The following is a 23,196-nucleotide window of genomic DNA, read 5'->3' as shown; positions in this document are numbered from 1 at the left end:
CCCGCCCGCCCAGCCGTTCCAGCCGCAGCCCGCCGCCCCACCGCAGGCCGCGGCCCCGCAGCCGGCGGCCCCAATGCAGCCGCAGCGCCCGGCCCCGCAGGCCGCGGCTCCGCCCTCGGCCGCACCGCCGCAGGCGGCGGGGACGTACCAGCCGCCGCAGCCGCCGCCGGTCGCGCCGGAGGACGACGTCCCGGAGGACGACGACCCGGACCTGACCGAGGAGGCCTTCTCCGGCCAGGAGCTGATCATCCGTGAGCTCGGGGCGACCGTCCTGGAGGAGATCCACCACAACACCTGAGCCGCCCGTCCCGGCCGGCTTCCGGCCACCCCGGCGGCCGTTCACCTGCCGTTCCGGGCCACCGGTCGGCCGCTCACCGGCCACCGGTCGGCCGGGGTGGGCAGGGCAGCCACGGCGGCTGTCCGGGCCGCGTAGGCTCGGGGGCGACGATGTCGTACAGGACAGGAGATGTGCCGTGTTCCCTGGTGGCCAGCCCAACATGCAGCAGCTGCTGAAGCAGGCGCAGAAGATGCAGGAGGAGCTCGGCAAGGTCCAGAAGGAGCTGGCCGAGACCAAGGTGAGCGGTTCGGCGGGCGGCGGCCTGGTCGAGGCGACGGTGACGGGCTCCGGCGAGCTGGTCGCGCTCGCGATCGCGCCGGCCGCGGTCGACCCGGAGGACACCGAGACCCTGGCGGACCTGGTGCTGGCCGCGGTGCGGGACGCCAACGCGGCGGCCCAGAAGCTGCAGGCCGAGCGGATGGGCCCGCTGACCCAGGGCCTGGGCGGCGGCGGCATCCCCGGCCTTCCCTTCTGAGTCCGGGCCCGAGTCCGGGTCCGGGTCCGGGTCCGATCGGGCACCACCGCCGCGGCCGCCCGCCGCGCGCGGTGCACGGCGGGTGGCACTCCGGTGGCGTGCAGTGTGCCGGTACGCGCCGGTGCTGTGTGATTTATGGGTGAGTCGGGCGCCGGACGGTGTGTCCGGCGCCCGATTCGTTGGATGATGGCACCGGAGCGACGGGCCCCGGAGCACTGGGTTCCGGGCCGTGGCCCCGGCCGAAGGAAGGCGTGACGTGTACGAGGGCGTGGTTCAGGACCTGATCGACGAACTGGGCAGGCTGCCCGGCGTCGGGCCCAAGAGCGCGCAGCGGATCGCCTTCCACGTCCTGCAGGCCGATCCGGTGGACGTCCGGCGGCTGGCCGGCGCGCTGATGCAGGTGAAGGAGAAGGTCCGGTTCTGCGCGGTCTGCGGCAACGTCGCGGAGTCCGAGCAGTGCCGGGTCTGTCTGGACCCGCGCCGCGACCTGGCGGTGATCTGCGTGGTCGAGGAGCCGAAGGACGTGGTGGCGATCGAGCGGACGCGCGAGTTCCGCGGCCGGTACCACGTGCTGGGCGGCGCGATCAGCCCGATCGAGGGCGTCGGTCCGGACGACCTGCGGATCCGGGAGCTGATGACCCGGCTCGCCGACGGCACGGTCACCGAGCTGATCCTGGCCACCGACCCCAACCTGGAGGGGGAGGCGACCGCCACCTACCTGGCCCGGCTGTGCAAGCCGATGGGTCTGAAGGTGACCCGGCTGGCGAGCGGCCTGCCCGTCGGCGGGGACCTGGAGTACGCCGACGAGGTCACCCTCGGCCGGGCCTTCGAAGGGAGACGACTGCTCGATGTCTGACCACAGGGACACCGCCCACACCAGCGAGCCCGACGACTTCGCCGTGCAGATCGCCGACTCGGTGGAGAGCTTCGTGCTCGCCGTCACCGAGGTGGCCAAGGGCGACGAGCCGGGCAGCGCGATCTCGCTGCTGCTGCTGGAGGTCTCGCAGCTGCTGCTGGCGGGCGGCCGGCTGGGGGCGATCGAGGACGTCGTGCCGGAGGACCGCTTCGAGCCGGACACCGGGCCGGAGCCGGACGGCGTCGAGCTGCGCGAGCGGCTCGCCGAGCTGCTGGCGCCGATCGACGTGTACCACGAGGTCTTCGACCCCTACGGTCCGCCGGAGAAGCCGAGCGCCTTCCGGATCTCGGACGACCTGGCGGGCGTGGTCGCCGAGCTGCGGCACGGCCTGGTGCACTACCGGGAGGGCCGGGTCAGCGAGGCGCTGTGGTGGTGGCAGTTCTCGTACCTGTCCAACTGGGGCTCGACCTGCACCGCGGTGCTGCGGGCGCTGCAGTCGCTGATCGCGCACGTCCGGCTGGACAGCCCGATCGGTGCGGCGGTGGACGGCGCGGACACCGACCAGGACGGTCTCACCGACGAGCAGCTGGAGCAGCAGGCGGGCGACCTGATGGCCGCCGAGCTGGGGCTGTGACGAAGGTTCCACCGAATCTCCACATCGTGAAATCCGGGGTCGGGCTGGTGCCCGGCCCCGGATTTTCTTTCGGCGGGCGGCCGTCCGCCCGCAGACCTGCCTGTTGCCGCTGCTCACCAGGCGATATGGTCGTCTCGTCATATGGATGGCTCCGGTCGCCCGCGCCCCGCTCGATAGACTGGCCGCGACCGCAGAAGGGGGCCACCACCCCCGAAACGACACAAGTCGAGGAGCGCACGTGGGCCTTGTCGTGCAGAAGTACGGCGGCTCATCCGTTGCGGATGCCGAAGGCATCAAGCGCGTCGCCCGACGGATCGTCGACACCAGGAAGGCCGGCCATGAGGTCGTCGTCGTGGTGTCCGCGATGGGAGACACGACGGACGAGCTCATCGAACTCGCGGAACAGGTGACCCCTATTCCGTCCGGCCGTGAGTTCGACATGCTGCTGACCGCAGGAGAGCGCATCTCCATGGCTCTGCTGGCCATGGCGATCAAAACGCTGGGCTTCGACGCCCAGTCCTTCACGGGCAGCCAGGCGGGCGTCATCACCGACGCCACGCACAACAAGGCACGCATCATCGACGTCACGCCCGGCCGGATCCGCAACGCCCTGGACGAGGGCAACATCGCGATCGTGGCCGGCTTCCAGGGCGTGTCGCAGGTCAGCAAGGACATCACCACGCTCGGCCGCGGCGGCTCGGACACCACGGCCGTCGCCCTGGCGGCGGCGCTCGGCGCCGAGGTCTGCGAGATCTACACCGACGTGGACGGCGTGTTCTCCGCGGACCCCCGCGTGGTGAAGAAGGCGCGCAAGATCGACTGGATCTCCTTCGAGGACATGCTGGAGCTGGCCTCGTCCGGTTCCAAGGTGCTCCTCGACCGGTGTGTCGAGTACGCGCGCCGCTACAACATCCCGATCCATGTCCGCTCGTCGTTCTCCGGCCTGCCGGGGACTATCGTGAGCGCCGACAACCCCAACAAGCCCGAAGGGGGCGAGATGGAGCAGGCCATCATCTCCGGAGTCGCCCACGACACGTCCGAGGCGAAGATCACCGTCGTCGGAGTGCCGGACAAGCCGGGCGAGGCGGCCCGGATCTTCCGTGCCATCGCGGACGCCGAGGTCAACATCGACATGGTGGTGCAGAACGTCTCCACCGCGTCGACCGGTCTGACCGACATCTCCTTCACCCTGCCGAAGACCGACGGCCAGAAGGCCATCGACGCGCTCGGCCGGGCCAAGGACGGCATCGGCTACGAATCGCTGCGCTACGACGACGCCATCGGCAAGCTCTCGCTGGTCGGCGCCGGCATGCGCTCCAACCCGGGCGTCACCGCCACGTTCTTCGAGGCGCTCTCCGAGGCCGGGGTCAACATCGAGTTGATCTCCACCTCCGAGATCCGCATCTCGGTCGTCACCCGCTCCGAGGACATCCCGGAGGCCGTGCGCGCCGTGCACACCGCCTTCGGCCTCGACACGGAGACCGACGAGGCCGTGGTCTACGGCGGCACCGGCCGCTGACGCACCGGGCGGGCCGGGGCACCCAGGTGCCCCGGCCCGCCCGCCTGCGCGCGGCCGGACGGCGGCCCGCCGGCCCGCGATCGGGACGACCGTCACGGTTTCTCCCGATCCTTCCGAGACAATCCGTCAGAATCACCCGTTGTCCCGCTGGAGCGGGCTCCGGTCGGTACGGAAGAATGGCAGGCCGTCCGGGCAACCATGACGGGGGATCGAGTGTCCAACAGGCGTGTCGAACGTGATCGAAGCGGTGCCGGCGGTGTCGCTGCCGGTGCGCCGGTCGGCAGCTAGTCGGATGGGCTCGGCCGCGGCGGCGGACGCGACAGGGGCCAGCGTCGACCAGCTCACCGAGACGTACCAGGCCCACTACCGGTCCTTGCTGCGCCTCGCCGCGCTGCTGCTCGACGACCTCTCCTCGTGCGAGGACGTCGTCCAGGAGGCGTTCATCCGGGTCCACGCAGCCCGGCGGCGGGTGCGCGAACCGGAGAAGACCCTCGCCTACCTGCGGCAGACCGTCGTCAACCTGTCCCGCTCCACCCTGCGCCGGCGGATCCTCGGCCTGCGCCTGCTCCCCAAGCCCATGCCTGACATGGCCAGTGCAGAAGAAGGGGCCTACGATGCGCTGGAGCGCGATCAGCTGAGGACCGCGCTGCGGGGACTGCAGCGCCGTCAGCGGGAGGTGCTCGTGCTGCGCTACTACGCGGACCTGACGGAGGCCCAGGTCGCCGAAGTGCTCGGCGTCTCCGTCGGCTCGGTGAAGGCGTACGGCTCCCGCGGACTGGCCGCCCTGCGCATCCTGATGGAGGGCAGCCATGACTGACGATCAGCCCGGCGCCGCCCGCGCCGAGCACGAGCTGCGGACCCTCCTCCACCGGGCCGTGGCCACCGTCGAACCCGACCCGGCCGCCCTCGGCCGGATCCGGCACGCCGTGCCCCGCCGCCGCGCCCGCCGCCGCAACGCCTGGGCGGGCGCGGTCGCCGCCACCCTGCTCGCCGCGGCCGTCGTCCCCGCCCTGCATGCCGTCCGGCCCTTCGACCTCTCCGGCGGCACCACCGCCGGCAGCACCGACGCGCACGGCGCCGACCGCACCCCGCGCGCCACCCGCGGCTCCACCGGCGGACCGCGCACCGCCCCGCTCCCCGCCCAGCCGGACGGCCGGCCCACCCCGTCCGCCGCCGCGAGCGGCAGCACCGCCGCCACCGACCCCGGCAGCACCGCCGCGAGCGCGCCCGCCGCCGTCCCCGCCTGCCTGCGCACCGATCTCGGCCGCGCCACCGCCCACCTGGAGCCGGTCGACAGCGCGGGCAGCACCTACGGCTACTTCACCGTCCGCAACACCTCGGCGCGCAGCTGCGGGGTGACCGGACCCGGCATCGTCGCCGCCACCGCCGGCGGCCCCGCCGACCAGACCCGGATCAAGGTCGTCGACCACATCGCGGGCGACGCCGCCACCGCCCTGCCCGCGCCCGCCGCCGTCGCCCTGCCGATCGTGCTCGGCCCCGGCGAGGGGTACCGGGTGCGGTTCGGCTGGGTGCCCGAGGGCACCTGCCCGAGCAGCGCCCCGCGGGTCGGTGCCGCCGCCCCCGAGGCCCCGGCCACCGCAGCGGCCAGCAGCGGCCCGGGCGCGCCCGCGGCCGCCACCGCGGAGCCCAGCCCCAGCCCGACGCCCACCGCGGACCCGCCGAGCGTCACCGTCGCCCACACCCCGGCCGGCGGCGACCCCACGGCAGCCAGCACCGTGATCACCGGGAGCTGCGGCGGCACCGTCTACCGCACCGCCCCCGAGGCCGTCCCGGCCGAGTCCCCCACGGCCGTCGCCACCCCGGGCCCGAGCCGGTAACCGTCCTCACGACGCCCGGCTGACGGGTCCGGGGGCGCGTGGGGGCACCTCCTGGCGCACCCGTGACCGTCGAGGCCACGCCCCGGCCCTCCCGCCCGGACCCCGCCGGGTGCGGACCTCGCCGGGCGGGCGGGCGGCGCGGCGGGCACCCCGGAGGCAGGGGCGGCCGTAGGAGGTGGTTACCGTGGTGGGTGTGTACCGGTTTCTCCTGACTCCGCGGTGGATCGCCGCCACCGCCGTCGGCGTGGTCGCCATCGTGGTCTGCCTGCTGCTCGGCACCTGGCAGCTCGGCCGCTTCGAGGCGCGGGTCGACACCCACCGGAACACCGCCGCGGCCGCCGCGGCCCAGGCGTCCGCCGCCCCGCTCGGCGAGGTGCTCACCGCGGGCAGCCCGCAGGTCAACACCGACACCGTCGGCCGGGCGGTCACCGTCACCGGCAGCTACGACACCGCCCACCAGCTCCTGGTGCCCGGCCGTACCCTCGACGGACGGCAGGGCTACTACGTGCTCACCCCGCTGCGCACCGCCGACGGGCGGGCCGCCGCGGTCGTCCGCGGCTGGGCGCCCGGCGACCCGGGCAGCGGCCCCGCCGTCCCGGCGGCCCCCGCCGGCGAGGTCACCGTCGCCGGACGGCTCCAGGCACCGGAGAACAGCGGCAGCGGCGGCGCCGTCGCGGGCGGACTGCCCGCCGGGCAGCTCGGCACCATCAGCCCGGCCACCCTGATCAACGTGCTGCCGTACCCCGTCTACGACGGCTGGGTCGCCGCGGACGGGGCGACCGGCCCGCTGACCGCGGTGCCCACCGTCGAGCCGCAGGGCGGCAACGGCCTCACCCTGCGCGCCTTCCAGAACCTCGGCTACACGCTGGAGTGGTTCGTCTTCGCCGGCTTCGTGGTCTTCATGTGGTTCCGCCTCGTGCGCCGCGAGGCCGAGGCCGCCCAGGACCGGGCCCTCGGGCTCGTCTGAGCCCGGCCCCGGCGGCCCGGGCGGTCAGCGCTTCGTCGGCAGCGGGGTCTTCGCCGTCGGCAGCGGCGAGCGCGGCGAGGGCAGCACGCCCCCGGCGGCCGTCCCCGGTGAGGCGCTCGGGAAGGACCACGACCCGCTCGGCGACGGGCTCGGCGAGGAACCGCAGGAGCCGTCGCCGCTCGACCCGGAGGTCGACCCCGAGGTGGTGCTGCTGTGGTGGTGGTGCACCGTGCGGCTGCTCTTCGACTTCTTCGCGCTGCGCCCCGTCTTGGCCAGCAGCTGCGCGGACAGGTCGCCGCCGAGCGCACCGCCCGCCGCGGTCCCGTCCGCGGCGGTGTCGTCCGGGGCGGTCCCGGCGACCGTGAACGCGTCCACCGACAGCGACGGCCGGCCCGCCGCGTCGTAGTCGCAGGGGTCGTCGCTCTCGTCCGAGCACGCGGTCGCCGTCAGCAGGACGGTCAGGGCCGCGGCGGTGGCCAGGGCGGTGCGTCTGCTCATCTGCCGTCTCCCCCGAGCGCGGGGCCGTCGAGGTGGCGCCGCGCGAAGTCGATCTCCAGCCTCAGCTGCCGGATGCGTTCCTCCACCACCAGCGAGCCGTGCCCGGCGTCGTAGCGGTAGACCTCGTGCACCTTACCCAGCTCGTCCAGCCGGCCGACGTAGTTCTCGATCTGCCGGATCGGGCACCGCGGGTCGTTCACCCCGGCGCTGATGTACACCGGGGCCTTCACCCGCTCCACGTAGGTGAGCGGCGAGGACGCCCGCCAGCGGTCCGGCACCTCCTCCGGGGTGCCGCCGAACAGCGTGCGGTCCAGCGACTTCAGCGCCTCCATCTCGTCGTCGTACGCGGTGAGGTAGTCCGCCACCGGGACGGCCGCCAGGCCCAGCGTCCAGTCGTCCGGCTGCACCCCCAGGCCCAGCAGGGTCAGGTAGCCGCCCCAGGAGCCGCCGGACAGCACCAGCCGGGCGGGGTCCGCCAGCCCGGACTCCACCGCCCACGCCCGGACGGCGCCGATGTCCTCCAGCTCGATCAGGCCGACCCGCTCGCGCAGCGCGTCCGTCCACGCCTGCCCGTAGCCGGTCGAGCCGCGGTAGTTGACCCGGACGACGGCGAAGCCGTGGTCCAGCCAGGCCGCCGGCCCGGCCGCGAAGGAGTCGCTGTCGTGGTGGGTCGGGCCGCCGTGCACCTCGAACACCGTCGGGAACGGGCCCTCGCCGGCCGGCCGTTGCACCAGCGCGTGCACCCGGCCGCCCGGGCCCTCCACCCAGACGTCCTCCACCGGCACCGACCCCGGCGGCACCGGCCCCGGCGCCCGCAGCACCACCGTGCCCGCCGTCGAGCGGACGGCCGAGGGCTCCGCCGCCGAGGACCACAGGAACTCCACCGTGCCGTCCGGCCGCGCCGTCGCCCCCGCCACCGTGCCCCGCGGCGTGTCCAGCCGGGTCAGCCGGCCGCTCGCCAGGTCGTACGAGAACAGCTCGCTGCGGGCCTCGTACTCGTGCTCGATCAGCAGGGCCCGCGCGCCCGGCCGCCACTGCGCCGACAGGTCGCCGGGGAACTCCCGGCCCTGCTCGTCGCGCAGGCCCAGCTCGGTCTCCGAACCGGTGGCGACGTCCCACAGCATCGGCTCCCAGCGGCCCCGCCGCTGGTGCGCGACCAGCAGCCGGGTGTCGCCGTCCGCCGGCGCGAAGCCGAGGCAGGCCACCCCGCGCGGCTCCTCGCGGCCGGTCACCTCGTCCAGCTCGGCGAGCGCCGCGCCGTCGGACAGCCGCAGCACCCGGATCGCCGAGTGCATCGCGTCACCGTGCTCGGTGTGGTCGACCGCCAGCAGCGAACCGTCGTACGAGAGGTCGCCGATGCCGCCGTACTCGGCGTGCCGGTACACCTCCTCCACCTCCGAGGCGCCGGGGCGGCGCAGGAACAGCGTGGTGCCCTCGTCGTCCGTCGAGGTGCCGACCACCACCGTGCCGTCCCGGCCCAGCGCCAGGCCGGCCGAGTACGCGGCGGGCACACCCGGCACCGCCTCCTCGTCCGGGCCGCCCGCGAACGGCTGGCGCCGCCACACCCCGAACTCGTCGCCGTCGGTGTCGTCGAACCACCACACCCACGCGCCGTCCGGACTGAGCTCGGCGTCCGTGGTGCCGTTCGGGCGGTCCGTCACCCGGCGGTGCACGTCCGCGGCCCGGTCCCAGGCGTACACCTCGTAGGTGCCGGTGGAGTTCGACACGTACAGCGCCCGCTCCGGGGCGTCGTCCGCCCAGTCCGGCAGCGACACCCGGGCCGCCCGGAACCGCTGCTCCCACGCCGGTGCGCTGCTCTTCTCCTCGCTCATCCCCCCATCCAACCCGATGCCCGGCGCGGAACGGAACGCGTCCGACCGCGCCGGGCACCGGGCCGCGGCGGCAGCCGCCCTCAGGCGCCCGGGACCCTGTCCAGGAACCCGGCCACCGAGGCGATCCGGCCCGCGCCGTCCAGGGCGAGCACGTCGAAGCCCTCCACCAGCGGCTCCGCGCCCGCCGGCCCCAGACCCCAGGTGAACCGGGCCACGTGGTGGTGCGCGTCGACCGGGCCCAGGGTGAACACGAACCCCGGGAACTGCCCCTGCACCGCCGCCACCGTCGCGTCCAGCCCGTCCCGCCCGGCCACGTCCACCAGCGGGTCGGTGTAGCTGCCGTCCTCCGCCCACAGGGTCTCGATCACGGCCCGGCGGGCCTCGCCGTCGGTCTCGTTCCAGACGGCGATGTACTGCTCCACGATCTGCTGAAGGTCGCTCACGGTGGTGTCCTCCCGATCCGTCGCGGGTCGTTCCCGCTGCTCACGAAGGTAGGCGGGATCCGTACCCGGCGAATCCGTCAGCCATAGGCAAGTACCCTGCCCCGCAACGGAATCGGCTGGGTAGGGTGACGGTCATGCTGTACGGCAGGGCGGGGGAGCAGGCACAGGTCCGGGCACTGCTGGCCGCGGCACGCGGCGGCCGCAGCGGCGCACTCGTGCTGCGCGGCGAGGCCGGCATCGGCAAGACCGCCCTGCTCGACGCCGCCGCCCGGGACGCCGGGGACTTCCGGATCGTCCGCGCCGCCGGCATCGAGTACGAGGCCGAACTCCCCTTCGCCGGACTGCACCTGCTCCTCGCCCCCGCCCTCGACCGGCTGGACGCCCTGCCCGGACCGCTGCGCCGCGCCCTGCAGGGCGCCTTCGGGCTCGCCGACACCAGCCCCGGCGACCGCCTGCTGCTCGGCCTCGCCGCCCAGCACCTGCTCGCCGAACTCGCCGCCGAACAGCCGCTGCTGTGCCTGGTGGACGACGCCCAGTGGCTCGACTCCGCCTCCGCCGAGGCCCTGCTCGTCGCCGCCCGGCGACTCCGCGAGGAGGGCGTCGTGCTGCTGTTCGCCGCCCGCGACGGCGAGGGCACCTTCCCCGCCGGCGGACTGCCGGAACTGCGGCCCGCCCCGCTCGGACCCGCCGACGCCGAACGGCTGCTGCCCGCCGCCCTCGACCCGGCCGTCCGCCGCCGGGTGCTCGCCGAGGCCCACGGCAACCCGCTCGCCCTCACCGAACTGCCCGCCGCCCTCGGCACCGACACGGCGGGCGGCCCGCTGCCGCTGCCCGGCCGGCTGCGGCTCGCCTTCCACGGACGGCTCACCCGGCTGCCCGCCGCCACCCAGACCCTGCTGCTGGTCGCCGCCACCGAGGAGACCGGCGACGCCGCCACCGTGCTCACCGCGGCCGCCGCCCTCGGCGCCGGCCCCGCCGACCTACCACCCGCCGAACAGGACGGCCTCGTCCGGGCCGACGACACCCGGATCGCCTTCCACCACCCGCTGCTGCGCAACGCCGTCCTCCAGCGCGCCCCGCTCGACCAGCGGATCGCCGTCCACCGGGCCCTCGCCGGCGCCCTCGACGGCGACCGCCGCACCTGGCACCTCGCGCTCGCCGCCACCGGCCCCGACGCCGCCCTCGCCGACGCCCTGGAGGAGGCCGCCCACCGCGCCGAGGCCCGCGGAGGACACGCCGGCGCCGCCGCCGCGTACGAGCGCGCCGCCCGGCTCACCGCCGACCACGACGGCCGTACCCGCCGCCTGGTGCTCGCCGCCGAGGCCGCCGCCGACGCCGGCGAGACCGACCGTGCCGAACAACTCGCCGTCCGCGCCCGCAGCCGCACCGCCGACCCCCTCGCGCTCGCCCTCATCGACCACCTGCGGGCCACCGCCGCCTTCCTGCGCGGCGACCACCCCGCGGCCTTCCGGCTGCTCCTCGACGCGGCGGCGGGCGACCTCGCCGCCCCGCACGCCGCCCGGATGCTCTTCCAGGCCTGCCACGCCGCCTGGTACCTCGGCGAGGCCGAACTCGCCGCCTTCGCCGACCGCCTGGCCGCCCTCGACCTGCCGCCCGAGGACCCGGCGGCGCCGATCGCCGACTACCTGCTGGCCGGCACCCTGCCGCTGCTCGGCCGCCCCGCCCAGGCCCCGCCCGACGCTGCCGTGGCCGTCGACCGGGCCCGCCGGGCCGGCGCCGACGTCGTCCGCGACTTCACCCAGCTGAGCGGCATCACCCTGGTGCTCGGCCGGGACGAGGAGACCCACCGCGTCACCGCCGACCTCATCGACGAGGCCCGCCGCGCGGGCGCCGTCGGCGCCCTGCCCGCGCTGTTGTTCTTCCACGCCGAGGCGCAGCTCTTCCACGGCCGCCACCGGGACGCCGAGATCACCGCCGACGAGGGCCTCACGCTCGCCCGCGACACCGGCCAGCACCAGTGGACCAGCCAGCTCGCCGCGCTGCTGGCCCTGCTCGCCGCGCTCGCCGGCGACGCCGGCCGGTGCACCGCCCGGGTGGCCGAGGCGCTGGAGGGCGGCGGCCCGGCCCGCCCCGCGGGCCGCGCCTGGACGCAGTGGGCGTTCGGTCTGCTCGACCTCGGCGAGGGCCGCGCCGCCGAGGCCCTGGACCGGCTCGCCGAACTCACCGGCGGCCCCCAGCGCCACCACGTCTCCGGCACCCGGGCCGTCCCCGACCTGGTCGAGGCCGCCGTCCGGCTCGGCCGGCCCGAGCGGGCCGAGGAGCCGTACCGGCGGTTCGCCCGCTGGGTGGAGGCCTGTGACCGCCCCTGGGCCCGCGCCCTGCTGCTGCGCTGCCAGGCCCTGCTCGGGCCCGAGGAACTCGCCGAATCCGCCTACCTGGCCGCGCTCGACCTGCACCGCACCGCCGAGCGGCCGTTCGAGCAGGCCCGCACCGCGCTGCTCTACGGAGAGTGGCTGCGCCGCGCCCGCCGCCGCACCGACGCCCGGCCGCAGCTGCGGGCCGCCCTGGAGGCGTTCGACCTGCTGGGCGCCCGGCCCTGGGCGGAGCGGGCCCGCACCGAACTCACCGCCACCGGTGTCGGTGCGCCCGCCGCGCCGGCCGCCGGGCCGCTCGCCGCCCTGACCCCGCAGGAGCTGCAGATCGTCCGGCTCGCCGCGCAGGGGCTGACCAACCGCGACATCGCCGCGCAGCTCTTCCTCAGCCCGCGGACGGTCGGCCACCACCTCTACAAGGCGTACCCGAAGCTGGGCGTCACCTCCCGTCAGGACCTCGCCGACCTGGTCTGACGCCCGGGACGGGCCCTCGCGCCGGTGCCCGGCCGGGCTGCGCCGACGCGCGCGGGGCGGCGCCCTGGCGCGCCGCAGGGGGCCTTTCGGGTTATCAATGAATCCGGATGAAACCGGACAAAAGGATCAGCGTCATGCCCGTCTCCAACCTCATCGTCGGTCCGCCGCCCCCACTGACCGTCACCGCCGGCGGCTCCGCCCTGATCGCCGAGATCGAGGACTACCTCGCCTCGCTGCCGGCCTCCGCCCGCGTCCCCGTCCCGTACGTCTGCCCGCTCGGCCGGGTCCTCCAGCCGTGGAACGCCGACCAGCCGCTGCCCCGCCGCACCGTCCTCGACCGGCTCGCGCACCGCCAGGCGCGGCCCGTCCCCGTCTCCGTCGCCGGGCACCTGCAGCTGACCTCCCGCTACCTCACCGCCTACGGCTGGCTGCAGGGCGCCCTGTGGGACTCCCGCGGCCGGGTCTGCCTGCTCGGCGCCCAGGCCGCCGTCCTCGCGCACGGCTACGGCACCCCGCAGACCGTCCGCCGGGCCCGCACCCAGGTCATGGAGGTGCTGCACGCCAAGGGCATCCCCGTCAGCTCGCCGGACGTCTTCAACGACGCCCCCACCACCCGCGAGGCCGACGTCCACCGGGTGCTCGCCTCGGCCGCCGCCCGCGCCCACACCCTGGGGATCTGACCCGCCGCCACCCGCCCTGCACCCCCTCCCTGTGCCTCTCCCGCCACCCACCCTGTGCCCCCTCCCGCCACCCGCCCTGTGCCTCTCCCGCCACCCGCCCTGTGTCCCCTCCCGCCGTCCGGCCCGCTCGGGCCGGGCGGCGTTTTCATCGCGATACCTGATGGAATTTGAAGCGCCCCGGCGCCGCCTGGTTTTCTCTTCTCACCGGCCGGAAACACCGGCCGACAAGTGGAAGGGAAGTGACATGGAGAACGAGAAGAACCTCGTCCTGGAAATCCTCGAGGAGGACGACAAGGAGTTCGAGGCGGACTTCGGCCCGCGCCAGGACGTCGGTCACTGAGCCTTCATTTCTGCACGTGGGCCGGTCGCCGCAGCTTCGCGGCCGGCCGCGTGCGGCTTTGCAGCAGGGGGTGCTGACGATGAGCGTTGACATGCGGAAGTGGAATTCCTTCGCGACCGCGGAATCCCCGGGATTCACGCGGACGGTATTCCTCTCCGGCGTGGTGCAGGATCCGGAACACGTCCGCGGACTGATCGCCGACGCGCTCCGGACGGCCACCCGCGAAGCCCCGGGCGACCTGCGGATCCGTGCGTTCCGGCCCGGCGCCTTCGACTACCGGCTCACCAAGCGGTTCACGGCCTCGCCGCTCGGACCGGACGAGACCGCGGGCGACTGGCTGGCCCGCGTCGCCGACGGCCCCGACGCCTGCATCGCGGTGAACGACATCTCGGCCTGGAGCCTCCCGCTGGGGGAGTGGGCCGAAGGACTCGTCCGCGAGCTGCTCGGCCACGGAGCCCGCGAACTCCCCTCCGGCGCCGACGTCTACACCTTCGTCGCCGACTCCGGCTGGACGCCCTTCGGCATCCACAAGGACACCGAGGCCTCGCTGATCCTGCACCTCGGCCCGGCACCCAAGGAGGTGTGGGTCTGGCCGGACGGAAGCTTCGACGACAGCGCCGTCACCCCCAGCCCCTCGTTCGGGCGGATCTGCTTCGACATCGAGGAGCACCTGGCCACCGCCGAGCGACACCTCCTGCAGCCCGGCGACTTCCTCTGCATCCCGCAGGACACCTACCACGTCTTCCGCAACCTCGGCCCGTCGGCCTTCGTCGGCCTGACGCCGTACCCGGCCCGCCCGCGACCGCTCGCCGCCGACGCCTTCCTGCGCGCGGCCCTGCCCGCGGCCGGCGAACCGCCCGCACCCACCGGCCGGGCCATCACCGGTTTGGTCCGCACCGCCGCCGAGCAGCCGGACTTCGCCGAACGGGTCGCCCACGAGATCGACCTCGCCCAGCTCAAGCGCCGCACCAACGGCTACCTCTCCACCCCGCACCGGGCCGCCCTGCCCGCCGCCGCACCCGACCCGGACGCGACACTGCGCTGGGCCAGGCCCGGTGCCGTCGCCGCCGCAGGCACCGCCGACGGCACCGTGCTCGTCGTCCGCGGCCGCACCCTGCACTTCGCGGACCGCCTCGACTTCGGCCCGCTGGAGCAGGCCACCGGCTCCCCCCTGCCGTTCACCCCCGCCGAGCTCGCCGACCTGCTGCCGGCCGGCCTCACCGGCCCGCAGCGCACCGAACTCGCCGCCGAGCTCCACCGCCGGGGAGCCGTGGTCACCGCATGAACAGCAGCTTCGACCCCTACGCCTACGTCCTGGCCGCCCTCGACGGCCTCGGGCCCGAACCGCTCACCGGCACCGTCGCCCGGCACGCCCCGGACGGCCACCGGGACGCCGCCGCCGCACTGCTCGGCGGCGTCTGGTCGGCGCTCGCCCGGCCCGGCGCCCTGGCCACCAACTTCCGCCTGGTCGAATCCGGACGCGAGATCGACCGCAGCCGCTGGATGCGCTCCCGCGTCGGCGACGGCGAGGTCCTGCACACCGAACTCGTCCCCGCCTACCTGCAGAGCGCCGTCGACCGCGGCGCCACCCTCGTGGTCAGCCACCTCGACGCCCTCGACGGCACCGTCATGATGCTGCGCGAGGCCGTCGAGTACCTGCTGACCGCCCGGGCCTGGGTGAACTGCTACATCACCGCCGGCACCGCGTCCGCCTTCGACGTGCACACCGACGACCACGACGCGCTCATCCTCCAACTCGCCGGCCGCAAGCGCTGGGAGGTCGACACCCGGATCGGCGCAGGCGCCGCGGACCTGGCCGCCGGCCACCTCGACACCGTGCTGGAACCGGGCACCTGCCTGTCCGTCCCCCGCGGCACCGCCCACCGGGTCACCGGCACCGGCGAACTGACCGTCCACCTGACGGTCGGGTACGAGCCGTTCGCCGACGCCGCCGCCGAGGCCCGCCGACTGTGCACCGCCGGCACCGGCCTGCCCGCCGCCGACCGGACCCGGCTCGCCGGCCGCCTCGCCCGCCGCACCGAGCGCCGGCACGGCGTCTCCCTGCCCGGCGCGCTCACCGGCGAACTCCGCGACGACGCCAGGATCCGCTGGGCCAGCCGGTTCCCGCCCACCGTCGAACACGCCCGCGACGGGCTGGTGATCACCACCATGGACCGGCGGTTCAGACTGGACGGCCGACTCGCCCGCACCGTCGGCCTGCTCACCGCGGGAGCCCCGCTGAGCTGGTCCCAACTGTGCGAGCGCAGCGACCTCCCGGCGGCGGACGTCCGCAGCCTGGTCGGCTTCGGCATCCGCCACGACTTCCTGATCTGCGAAGGATGACCCCGTGCCCCTCTCCCGCCTCAAGTCCGGGACGGCCGTCCTGAAGGACGCCCGGTTCCGGACGTTCTTCATCGGCAACACCGTCTCCAAACTCGGCGACGCCCCCGTCCCGGTCGCCTTCTCGCTCGCCGCGTACCAGGTCTCCGACTCCGCGGCCGGCATCACCTCGGTGCTGCTCAGCCTCTGGGTCGCCCGGTTCCTCATGGTCGCCCCCGGCGGCCGGTGGGCCGACCAGCACAACCGCGTCACGATGATGATGACCGCGGACGTGCTGCGCATCGGCGCCCAGGCCGGCCTCGCCCTGCTCGTCCTCGGCCCGATCCAGCTGCAGAGCTGGCACCTGTGCGTCTCGGCCGCCGTCTACGGCATCGGCACCGGCCTCTACAACCCCGCCCAGCTCGGCCTCACCCCCGAACTCGTCCCCGAGGAACGGCTGCAGGAGGCCAACGGCCTGCTCTCCGTCGTCGCCGACCTCGGCTTCCTGCTCGGCCCGGCCCTGGCCGGCGTGCTCATGGGCACCGTCGGCTTCTCCTGGGTGCTCTGGCTGGACTGCGCCTCCTTCGCCGTCAACCTCGCGCTGCTGCTGCGGCTGCGCCGCATCTGGACCCCGACCCGGCACACCGCCGCCCCGGCCGCCGACGGGCCCGCGACGGCCGAACAGCCCGCGGACGACGACCGCTTCGTCGCCGGCTTCGCCGTGATGGCCCGCTACCCGTGGTTCGGCGCGGGCATGGCCCTGTGGTTCGTCGTCTCCCTGGGCATCGGCCTGGTCGCCGTCGCCGGACCCGTCATCGCCGTGGACTCGCTCGGCGGCACCGGCGCCTGGTCCGTGCTCGCCACCTGCCTCGCCGTGGGATCCCTGCTCGGCTCGCTCGCCGTCGTCGCCGCCACCCGCCGCTACGCCTGGCGCACCGCCGCAGCCGCCGTCGCCCTCGGCGCCGTCCTCCAGTTCGTCGCCCTGGCGCTGCACGACCGGATGCCGCTGGCCCTGGTCGGCGCGGCCTTCGCGCTCACCGCCCTCACCACCGCCGCCTGCGGCGTCATCTGGGACAGCGCCTACCAGAGCGAGATCCCGGAGCGGTACGTCTCCCGGCTCGCCTCGGTGGACAACTTCGTCAACTCGGCCGGCACCCCCGTCGGCATGCTGCTCGGCGGCCTGCTCGCCGCGCACTACGACACCCTGTTCCTCGGCCTCGCCGTCGCGACCGCGCTGCTCTGCATCCCGGCCGCCGGTCTCGCGGCCCCGGCCCGGAAGGCGGTCCGCCCGTGACCGGGCACACCCACTCCCGCGGCGACCGCTACCTGGTGGTCGACGACCTGCTCGCCGGGGCGGAGTTCACCGCCCTCGCCGAGGAGTTCGCCCGGATCCCGCTGAAGCCCGCGCTCAGTACCATCGACCCGTTCCTCGACGGCTTCGGCTACCACGGCACCGGCGCCAAGCATCCGCTCACCGCCCTGCCCGACACCGCCCCGGCCTGGCAGCGGACCGTCGCCGAGCGGATCACCGCCGCCGTGGACGTCCTCGACCGGGACGGCGCCGAACACCTCGACATCACCTTCACCCCGTGGGCCTACCCGGACGGCTCCCGGCTCAGCTGGCACAACGACGCCGGCGAGCGCCGGGTCGGTGCCTTCGTCCTCTTCGCCCACCGCGCCTGGAGCGCGAGCTGGGGCGGCGGACTGGCCCTGGTCGACGCACCGTCCGGCCCGGACACCGCGGACGGCGACGGCCTGATGGACTCCGCCGTCCACCCGACGCTGATCCTGCCCCGCCCCAACCGGCTGGTCGTCTTCCGCTCGGAGACGATGCACTCCGTCCAGCGGGTCGACCGGGCCGCGGGCGACCGCCTGCGCCGCACCTGGACGGGCTTCGTCTCCGTCCGGCACGACGCCGCCACCGCCTGACCCGCCACCACCACACCTGGAGACCACACGTGTTCGACGAGCGCGCCGAACTGCGCCGGATCGGCTGGACGTCCGAGGACGAGCAGCACTGGTCCTGGAACGCGCCGCCTGCCCGGGTCGTGATCAACCACGGCTCGGTCTGCGAGGTGCTCGACCCGGCCGCCGGCGACGAGCCGCGCACGGTCAGCGTCGCGGGCACCCTCGACCGGACCCCGGTCGCCGGCGACTGGGTCCTCGTCGACGACGGCCGGATCCGCGAGGTCGCCCACCGCCGCACCGCACTCTCCCGGCCCGGCGCCGCCGGCCACGCCCCCCAGGTGATGGGCGCCAACATCGACACCGTCCTGCTGGTCGTCCCGCTGGAGGGCGGCCTCAACACCGGGATGGTCGAACGGCTGTCGGTCATGGGCTGGGACAGCGGCGCACAGCCCGTCCTCGTCCTCTCCAAGAGCGACACCACCGACGACGGCGGAGCCGCCCGTGCCGCGGAGGCCGAACAGCTCAGCCCCGGCGTCCCGGTGGTGCCGATCAGCACCCGCACCGGCGACGGACTGGAGCAACTGCGCGCCCACCTCGGCACCGGCACCACCACGGTGATGCTCGGCCCCTCGGGCGCCGGCAAGACCTCGCTGCTCAACGAACTGGAGGGCACCCACGAACCGGTGGCCGCCCTCGGCCGCGTCGGCGGACGCCACACCACGACCACCCGCCGACTGCACCGGCTGGCCGCCGGCGGCGTACTGCTCGACATCCCCGGCATCCGCTCACTGGAGCTCTCGGCCAGCCAGGAGGCCGTCGAGGACGTCTTCGCCGACGTCGCCCGGTTCGCCGCCGAGTGCCGCTACGGCGACTGCCGGCACAGCGGGGACGGCGGCTGCGCGGTCGAGGAGGCGGTCGCCGACGGGCGGCTGCCCGCGGCCCGGCTGTCCGGCTGGCGCAAGCTGCAGGGCGAGATCGACTACCGGCGCCGGCGCAACGACCCGGCGGCCATGGCCGAGGTGCGCCAGCAGTGGAAGGCCGTCAGCAAGCAGGCCCGGCGCAACCGGTAGCGCTTCGGCCGGCCGGGCCGGTGCGGGCGGGCTTCGGACCGCGGGTCAGACCGCGGTCAGCTCGCGGGCGGGCGCCAGCGCGGCGCGGTCGCGGGCCGGCGACCCGGCCGTGCGGTACGGGCGGGCGCTGCGCCGCAGCTCCTGCACCCGGCGGACCTCCTGGCTGGTCAGCTCGACGCTGCGCAGGATCTCCTCGGTACGGGTCAGCAGCAGCTCGCCGGCCTCGGTCAGCTCGATCGGACAGCGGCCCCGGCGGTGGAAGAGGACCACGCCCAGGGCGCGCTCCAGGCTCTTGATCTGGCCGGTGACCGTGGACTGGGCACAGTGCAGGTTCCGTGCGGCGAGGGTGAAGCTGGAGGCGCGGGCCACCTCCCGGAACGCCCGCAGGTGCTGGAGCTCCATCCCGCTCACTCCCAGCCGGTGGTCGGGTCGCCCTGGACGGCGACCGCGGGCCGGGCCCCGGCCACCGAGGCGGCCGGCACGGCCGTGGCGGCCTGCAGCACCGCCGCGGGCGCGGCGGCGAGCACGACGAGCGTCGCGATCCTGGCGAGCATGCGGGACATGGGTGCTCCTGTTCGACGGGCCGGGCCTGGCGGTGTCCGGCGGTCTCCAGCATCACCGGGCGCCGGACGGGAAGTCAGCAGTCCGAGCTGTCCTGATCATGCGATGGCATAGAGCGTCCACCCACGGCCCGTCGGGAGCGGGGCCCGCCGTCACTCCTCGCCGGTGATCCAGCCCCGGGCGACCGCCCGCGCGCCGGCCTGGAACCGGCTGCGGGCGCCGAGCGCGTCCATCAGATCGGCGGCGATCCGGCGGGCCGTCCGGGTGGAGACGCCGAGCCGCTTGGCGATGGCCTCGTCGGTGTGGCCCTGGCCGAGCATCCGCAGCATCGCCGCCTCCTGGGCGTCGAGCCCGCGGTCGTCGCGCGGCCGCGCCCCGGCCCCGCCGAACGGGGTCGCGCCGTCCCACACCGACTCGAAGAGCGCGCAGAGGGCGGCCAGGGTGCCGTGACCGGTCAGTTCGACCGCCCCGTGCGCGGTGTTCTCGCCGTGCACGGGGATGATCGCGGCCCGCCGGTCGACGATCATCATCCGGACCGGCAGCGACGGCACCGTCCGCACCTGGGCACCCAGGTCCGCGAGCCACCGCGCGTAGGCGACCGTCGGCGGGTGGTTGCGGACGCTGTCCAGGTAGAGGGTCCGCATCTGGACGCCGCGCTCCAGCAGCATGCGGTCCTGCGGCTTGGCGGCCTCCATGTTGGCGGCGCTCTGCCCGCCGCCGGGCGCGAAGGTCAGCACCTCCTCCTGCACCTGGTGGCAGAGCGCGTTGATCCGGTCCCGGATCTCCTCGATGCCGGTGAGCTGGGTGACGCCCTGACCGGTGTCGGGCGCCAGCGCCGCGAAGTCCGCGATCAGCTGGGCGGCGGCGAGCCGGGCCTGTTCCGTCCGCTGCTGTTCCAGGGCCAGCCGGGCCTGCTGCCGCGCCACCAGCACCTGCATGCCGACGTCCGGGGAGACCGCCCGGAACCTCGGCGGCTCCTCGGCGAGACGCCGGACGAGGGCGAGCTCGTGCAGCCGGTCCAGCACCCCGCGGACCTCTTCGTCGGGCATGCCGAGCCGACCGGACAGCTGCGCCAGATCGTCCTGGGGAAAGGCCAGCATGGCTCGGTAAACGCTTTCCGCCGTTTCGTCCAAGCCGAATTCGTGCAGCATTTTCCCCCCGGAGACCCGCGTGAATCGGTGCATACGCGCGGGTACGGATTGTAGGTGATCAGTCAGAAGCCGCCAAGATCCGTCATCCCCGGAAGTCGGGCCGGCCCGGACCCCGGGAGCGTTCCGTGACGGACCGTCCGGTTCCTGCCGTGGCATAAAGCGTCCGTCCGTACGCCTTGTAGCGGGCCGTCGTCGAACAGCACAGTCGTCCCATGTATTTGATCCACGTCCGACTGGCGGCGCCCGACGGCGCCGTACCCCCGGACGACCTGCGGGACCTGCTGCTCGACCGCCTCCGCCCCGGCGGCCCGATCGACCACGTGAGCATCTCCCGGGACGGGACCGTCCCGCCGACCGTCGGCATGTTCGTCACCGCGCCCTCCCTCGTCGAGTCCGAGCGCATCGCCCGCGCCGCCGCCGTCCGGGCGATCGCCGCCGAGCCGAGGCTCCGCCCGCTCACCGTCGCCCACTGCGGGGCCGCGCTCGTCGGAGCCCACTTCGAGCAGCTGCTCGCCGGGCCGTCCGGAGGTGGACGGTCCCTGCCACGACAGGATCAGGACAGCTCCGGAAGCTGACACGGCGCCCGTCCGCGAACGAAGCTTGATCACGGCCGGTCCGCCCCGGCCCCGCAGAGCGGCCCGGTCCGCCCCGATCACCCGACCAGCCCGACCACCACCGGAGTCACACCGTGCACCGCACCGTCGCCACCCTCGCCGCCCTTCTGGCACTCGTCGCCCTCCCCGCCCTCGCGGCGCAGAGTGCGGCGCCGGGCGGGCACCCCGTGGTCCGTGCCGCCGCGGCCGGCGACACCACCGGCTGGGAGTGACCGAAAGCCGTCCGCAATCGGGGACCGGCCGTCGTCGCCGCAATCCGGTGAATGGGCGCGGCACCGGACGTACCCGATGTGCCCGCTGCCGCCGGGCCGCCCGTACCCGACTTCCCGCGCGTTCTTCCGGAGCCGGCGCGGTACGCGACCGGGCAGCGGCGGAATCCACCGGCCGGGAATCCACCGGCCGGGAATCACCGAGCCCCGGGCCGCCTTCCTGCCGCAGCGCCGCGAACCCCGTTTCGCGGCAACCGTTCACTTTGTCCGCAGACCGCCCAGGACCCATTCCGCGCACCACCGCACCGAGAGGCAGAGACAGGATGACCTTCGCCCCCAAGCACCGCAACGACCCCACCGCGCAGGGCACCGCCACCGCCCCCGAGTCGCACCGCCTGACCGGACGCCAACTCGCCCGCGAACCGCACGGCCTGATCTCCCACTGGTACCCGCACGAGCAGCTCGCCCAGCAGATGGACGTCTATGCCTGAAGCGCGCCCGCCCGGCCCTCCAGCGGCCCACTGAGGCCCCGGCGAGCGGGCCCGGTGCCGACCCGAGCACTGCACCCCCTCGCCGGCCCGGCCGGGCGGTACGCGACGCACGCGGGGCCCTGCGCGACATCCGGGCCACTCACTCCCGCACGGAACTCCTCGGGCCGCGGGGCACGCACTACCCCCACGAACCCGCCATGCTCGTCGAGGGTGACGAAGCCGCAGCAGGGGCAGCGGTACGGGGCCGCACCTGAGGCTCTGTCACTCGGGCGGGCGCACAACAACGACAGGGGCCCTGCCGGATTTCTCCGGCAGGGCCTCTGCACTGGGTCGGGGGGCGGGATTTGAACCCACGGCCTCTTCGTCCCGATGAGGTCCGGGATGGTAGCCGACCTGTGCCGACCGCCATTCTCGCTGGTCAAATCGTTGGCCTGCGGTGGGCTTAGTGCTGTTGATGCGTCCTCGATGCCGAGATCTTCTCCCAGGATTCTCCCGGTACTCCTCCGCGGTTCGTCCGCGGCGGGATCACCCTCTTCGCACCGGGGGGCGCTACCACCGCGATACCTCCGCACACCACGATGGCGTCCAGGGCGAGAGCTCACCCGGCTGCCCACTGCAAGCGGACCGGAAGAGGACGCAGGACGAGATGCGGAAGATGTGCAAGTACCTGGCCATGAGTGCAACGGTGACCGCGATCGGGGCCGTCGGCGTATGAGTTCCGCCGCGCGTCAGCGATTGAACGGCAGAGGTGTGCGGGTAGGGCTGGCCGGGCTCATGTGCTTTGCCCTGCCCGGTTGTTCGTCATCCGGTCAGCCGGCCGCAGAGGCGAGGCCGACCACGCAGTCTCCGTCCGCACTGCCGGCCAGTGCCGATCTGCATCTTCCGATCGAGCCGTATCTCTTCTCCGAGGCGGAGACAGCGAAGCTGACCAGGGCGGGAGCCGTGCTGCGCAAGGCGTGCATGCAGCGGTTCGGTCTCGACTACGCCATCAGTCCCGCCGACCCGCCGACCGGACCGCGCACGTTCATGGACCGCCGGTACGGCCTGACGGACCCGGCCGAGGCGGCGGCAAACGGCTACCACCTCGGCGACCGCGACCCGCGCACCCACCCGGTCCGCCCGCCGCAGTTCTCCGCCGAGCAGCAGCAGGTGCTCACCGGGCACCTCCCGGGGAAGACCGGTGCGGACGAAACGAACCTCCAGGTCAACGGCGTACCGGTACCACCGGGCGGGTGCTACGACGAGGCGAAGCGCGGCCTGGCCGGTTCGGGGGACCTGGGCCCGAGCAGCGTGGCTCAGCAGGCCAACTTCCAGACTTTCAAGGCCAGCATGTCGGTGGCGCAGGTCACGCAGGCATTCGAGGCGTGGTCCGGCTGCATGAGGAACAGGGGTTACTCCTACCCCAATCCGATGGATGCCATCGGCGACCGGCGCTTCCTGGGGGACTCACCCACGCCGCTGGAGCTCCAGGTGGCGGCGGCTGACGTGATCTGCAAGCAGCAAGTGCATCTGATCGACACCTGGTTCGCGGTCGAGGCTTCCTTGCAGAAGGAATTGATAGCACGGCAACAAGCCGAATTCACGGCGGTGCTCGCGGCGAAGACCGAGGAACTCGCCAAGGCCGACGCCGTGCTGCGCGACCAGTGA

At 74.5% G+C, this 23,196-nt stretch carries 24 protein-coding genes and 1 pseudogene; 19 read left to right on the top strand and 6 right to left on the bottom strand.

The window, feature by feature from the left end; all coding sequences use genetic code 11:
* The 8 genes and pseudogenes from ABD353_RS08550 to ABD353_RS08515 all read left to right on the top strand — a co-directional run.
* Positions 1-298, top strand: a pseudogene (locus ABD353_RS08550) (DNA polymerase III subunit gamma and tau); the annotation flags it as partial.
* A gap of 199 nt (positions 299-497) precedes the next feature.
* On the top strand, positions 498-812 hold the full coding sequence (locus tag ABD353_RS08545) for a YbaB/EbfC family nucleoid-associated protein (RefSeq protein WP_411543876.1): 315 nt from the start codon (positions 498-500) through the stop codon (positions 810-812).
* Between the two features lie 256 nt (positions 813-1,068).
* Positions 1,069-1,668 (top strand): recombination mediator RecR, encoded by a 600-nt coding sequence (recR, locus tag ABD353_RS08540; RefSeq protein WP_263104626.1) that lies wholly within the window; start codon positions 1,069-1,071, stop codon positions 1,666-1,668.
* The gene (locus ABD353_RS08535) at positions 1,661-2,302 is read left to right on the top strand and encodes a DUF5063 domain-containing protein (protein WP_263104627.1); all 642 of its coding nucleotides are present in this window, start codon (positions 1,661-1,663) and stop codon (positions 2,300-2,302) included. Before recR ends, ABD353_RS08535 begins: the two co-directional genes overlap by 8 nt.
* Positions 2,303-2,540: 238 nt before the next feature.
* A complete protein-coding gene (locus ABD353_RS08530) occupies positions 2,541-3,821 on the top strand; it encodes an aspartate kinase (RefSeq protein ID WP_344622871.1) in 1,281 nt (426 codons plus the stop codon).
* A 292-nt stretch (positions 3,822-4,113) separates the two neighbouring features.
* The gene (locus tag ABD353_RS08525; RefSeq protein ID WP_344622880.1) at positions 4,114-4,638 is read left to right on the top strand and encodes a SigE family RNA polymerase sigma factor; all 525 of its coding nucleotides are present in this window, start codon (positions 4,114-4,116) and stop codon (positions 4,636-4,638) included.
* On the top strand, positions 4,631-5,659 hold the full coding sequence (locus ABD353_RS08520; protein ID WP_344622870.1) for a hypothetical protein: 1,029 nt from the start codon (positions 4,631-4,633) through the stop codon (positions 5,657-5,659). The genes ABD353_RS08525 and ABD353_RS08520 overlap by 8 nt, the downstream gene beginning before the upstream one ends.
* Before the next feature lie 193 nt (positions 5,660-5,852).
* Entirely contained in the window at positions 5,853-6,626 is a 774-nt protein-coding gene (locus ABD353_RS08515) for an SURF1 family protein (RefSeq protein WP_344622869.1), read from the top strand.
* A 24-nt stretch (positions 6,627-6,650) separates the two neighbouring features.
* On the opposite strand, the gene ABD353_RS08510 is transcribed toward ABD353_RS08515, so the two are convergent.
* The 3 genes from ABD353_RS08510 to ABD353_RS08500 all read right to left on the bottom strand — a co-directional run bounded on the left by ABD353_RS08510 (position 6,651) and on the right by ABD353_RS08500 (position 9,399).
* The gene (locus ABD353_RS08510) at positions 6,651-7,124 is read right to left on the bottom strand and encodes a hypothetical protein (protein ID WP_344622868.1); all 474 of its coding nucleotides are present in this window, start codon (positions 7,122-7,124) and stop codon (positions 6,651-6,653) included.
* On the bottom strand, positions 7,121-8,956 hold the full coding sequence (locus ABD353_RS08505) for a S9 family peptidase (RefSeq protein ID WP_344622867.1): 1,836 nt from the start codon (positions 8,954-8,956) through the stop codon (positions 7,121-7,123). Before ABD353_RS08505 ends, ABD353_RS08510 begins: the two co-directional genes overlap by 4 nt.
* An 80-nt stretch (positions 8,957-9,036) precedes the next feature.
* Positions 9,037-9,399 (bottom strand): nuclear transport factor 2 family protein, encoded by a 363-nt coding sequence (locus ABD353_RS08500; RefSeq protein WP_344622866.1) that lies wholly within the window; start codon positions 9,397-9,399, stop codon positions 9,037-9,039.
* A gap of 134 nt (positions 9,400-9,533) precedes the next feature.
* On the opposite strand from ABD353_RS08500, the gene ABD353_RS08495 reads away from it, so the two are divergent.
* From ABD353_RS08495 to rsgA, 7 genes are all read left to right on the top strand, one after another.
* Positions 9,534-12,206, top strand: coding sequence for an AAA family ATPase (locus tag ABD353_RS08495; protein ID WP_344622865.1), 2,673 nt, complete (start codon positions 9,534-9,536; stop codon positions 12,204-12,206).
* A 134-nt stretch (positions 12,207-12,340) separates the two neighbouring features.
* Complete coding sequence (locus ABD353_RS08490; protein ID WP_344622864.1) at positions 12,341-12,886, top strand: DUF6197 family protein; 546 nt, start codon at positions 12,341-12,343, stop codon at positions 12,884-12,886.
* A gap of 500 nt (positions 12,887-13,386) precedes the next feature.
* Positions 13,387-14,511, top strand: a complete 1,125-nt coding sequence (locus tag ABD353_RS08485; protein WP_344622863.1) for a hypothetical protein — start codon at positions 13,387-13,389, stop codon at positions 14,509-14,511.
* Complete coding sequence (locus tag ABD353_RS08480; protein WP_344622862.1) at positions 14,508-15,569, top strand: JmjC domain-containing protein; 1,062 nt, start codon at positions 14,508-14,510, stop codon at positions 15,567-15,569. The genes ABD353_RS08485 and ABD353_RS08480 overlap by 4 nt, the downstream gene beginning before the upstream one ends.
* 4 nt (positions 15,570-15,573) lie before the next feature.
* Positions 15,574-16,839 (top strand): MFS transporter, encoded by a 1,266-nt coding sequence (locus tag ABD353_RS08475; protein ID WP_344622861.1) that lies wholly within the window; start codon positions 15,574-15,576, stop codon positions 16,837-16,839.
* Positions 16,836-17,474 (top strand): 2OG-Fe(II) oxygenase, encoded by a 639-nt coding sequence (locus ABD353_RS08470; protein WP_344622860.1) that lies wholly within the window; start codon positions 16,836-16,838, stop codon positions 17,472-17,474. Before ABD353_RS08475 ends, ABD353_RS08470 begins: the two co-directional genes overlap by 4 nt.
* Positions 17,475-17,503: 29 nt before the next feature.
* Positions 17,504-18,523: a ribosome small subunit-dependent GTPase A gene (gene rsgA, locus ABD353_RS08465; protein WP_344622859.1), complete on the top strand. Its 1,020-nt coding sequence runs from the start codon at positions 17,504-17,506 to the stop codon at positions 18,521-18,523.
* A 45-nt stretch (positions 18,524-18,568) separates the two neighbouring features.
* On the opposite strand, the gene ABD353_RS08460 is transcribed toward rsgA, so the two are convergent.
* From ABD353_RS08460 to ABD353_RS08450, 3 genes are all read right to left on the bottom strand, one after another.
* The gene (locus tag ABD353_RS08460; RefSeq protein ID WP_344622858.1) at positions 18,569-18,925 is read right to left on the bottom strand and encodes a LysR family transcriptional regulator; all 357 of its coding nucleotides are present in this window, start codon (positions 18,923-18,925) and stop codon (positions 18,569-18,571) included.
* Between the two features lie 5 nt (positions 18,926-18,930).
* On the bottom strand, positions 18,931-19,086 hold the full coding sequence (locus ABD353_RS08455) for a hypothetical protein (protein WP_344622857.1): 156 nt from the start codon (positions 19,084-19,086) through the stop codon (positions 18,931-18,933).
* Between the two features lie 150 nt (positions 19,087-19,236).
* On the bottom strand, positions 19,237-20,235 hold the full coding sequence (locus ABD353_RS08450) for a helix-turn-helix domain-containing protein (RefSeq protein ID WP_344622856.1): 999 nt from the start codon (positions 20,233-20,235) through the stop codon (positions 19,237-19,239).
* 212 nt (positions 20,236-20,447) lie between these two features.
* On the opposite strand from ABD353_RS08450, the gene ABD353_RS08445 reads away from it, so the two are divergent.
* From ABD353_RS08445 to ABD353_RS08430, 4 genes are all read left to right on the top strand, one after another.
* Positions 20,448-20,810 carry a hypothetical protein gene (locus ABD353_RS08445; RefSeq protein WP_344622855.1) on the top strand — a complete coding sequence of 121 codons (363 nt, stop codon included), beginning with the start codon at positions 20,448-20,450 and terminating at the stop codon, positions 20,808-20,810.
* A 113-nt stretch (positions 20,811-20,923) separates the two neighbouring features.
* Positions 20,924-21,061 (top strand): hypothetical protein, encoded by a 138-nt coding sequence (locus tag ABD353_RS08440; protein WP_344622854.1) that lies wholly within the window; start codon positions 20,924-20,926, stop codon positions 21,059-21,061.
* Positions 21,062-21,381: 320 nt separating this feature from the next.
* A complete protein-coding gene (locus ABD353_RS08435; protein WP_344622853.1) occupies positions 21,382-21,549 on the top strand; it encodes a hypothetical protein in 168 nt (55 codons plus the stop codon).
* A 711-nt stretch (positions 21,550-22,260) separates the two neighbouring features.
* Positions 22,261-23,196, top strand: a complete 936-nt coding sequence (locus ABD353_RS08430) for a hypothetical protein (RefSeq protein WP_344622852.1) — start codon at positions 22,261-22,263, stop codon at positions 23,194-23,196.

This window comes from Kitasatospora arboriphila, from assembly GCF_039528095.1.
In the GTDB taxonomy this organism is placed as follows: Bacteria; Actinomycetota; Actinomycetes; order Streptomycetales; family Streptomycetaceae; genus Kitasatospora; species Kitasatospora arboriphila.
This window is presented reverse-complemented; position numbering and strand designations above follow the sequence as displayed.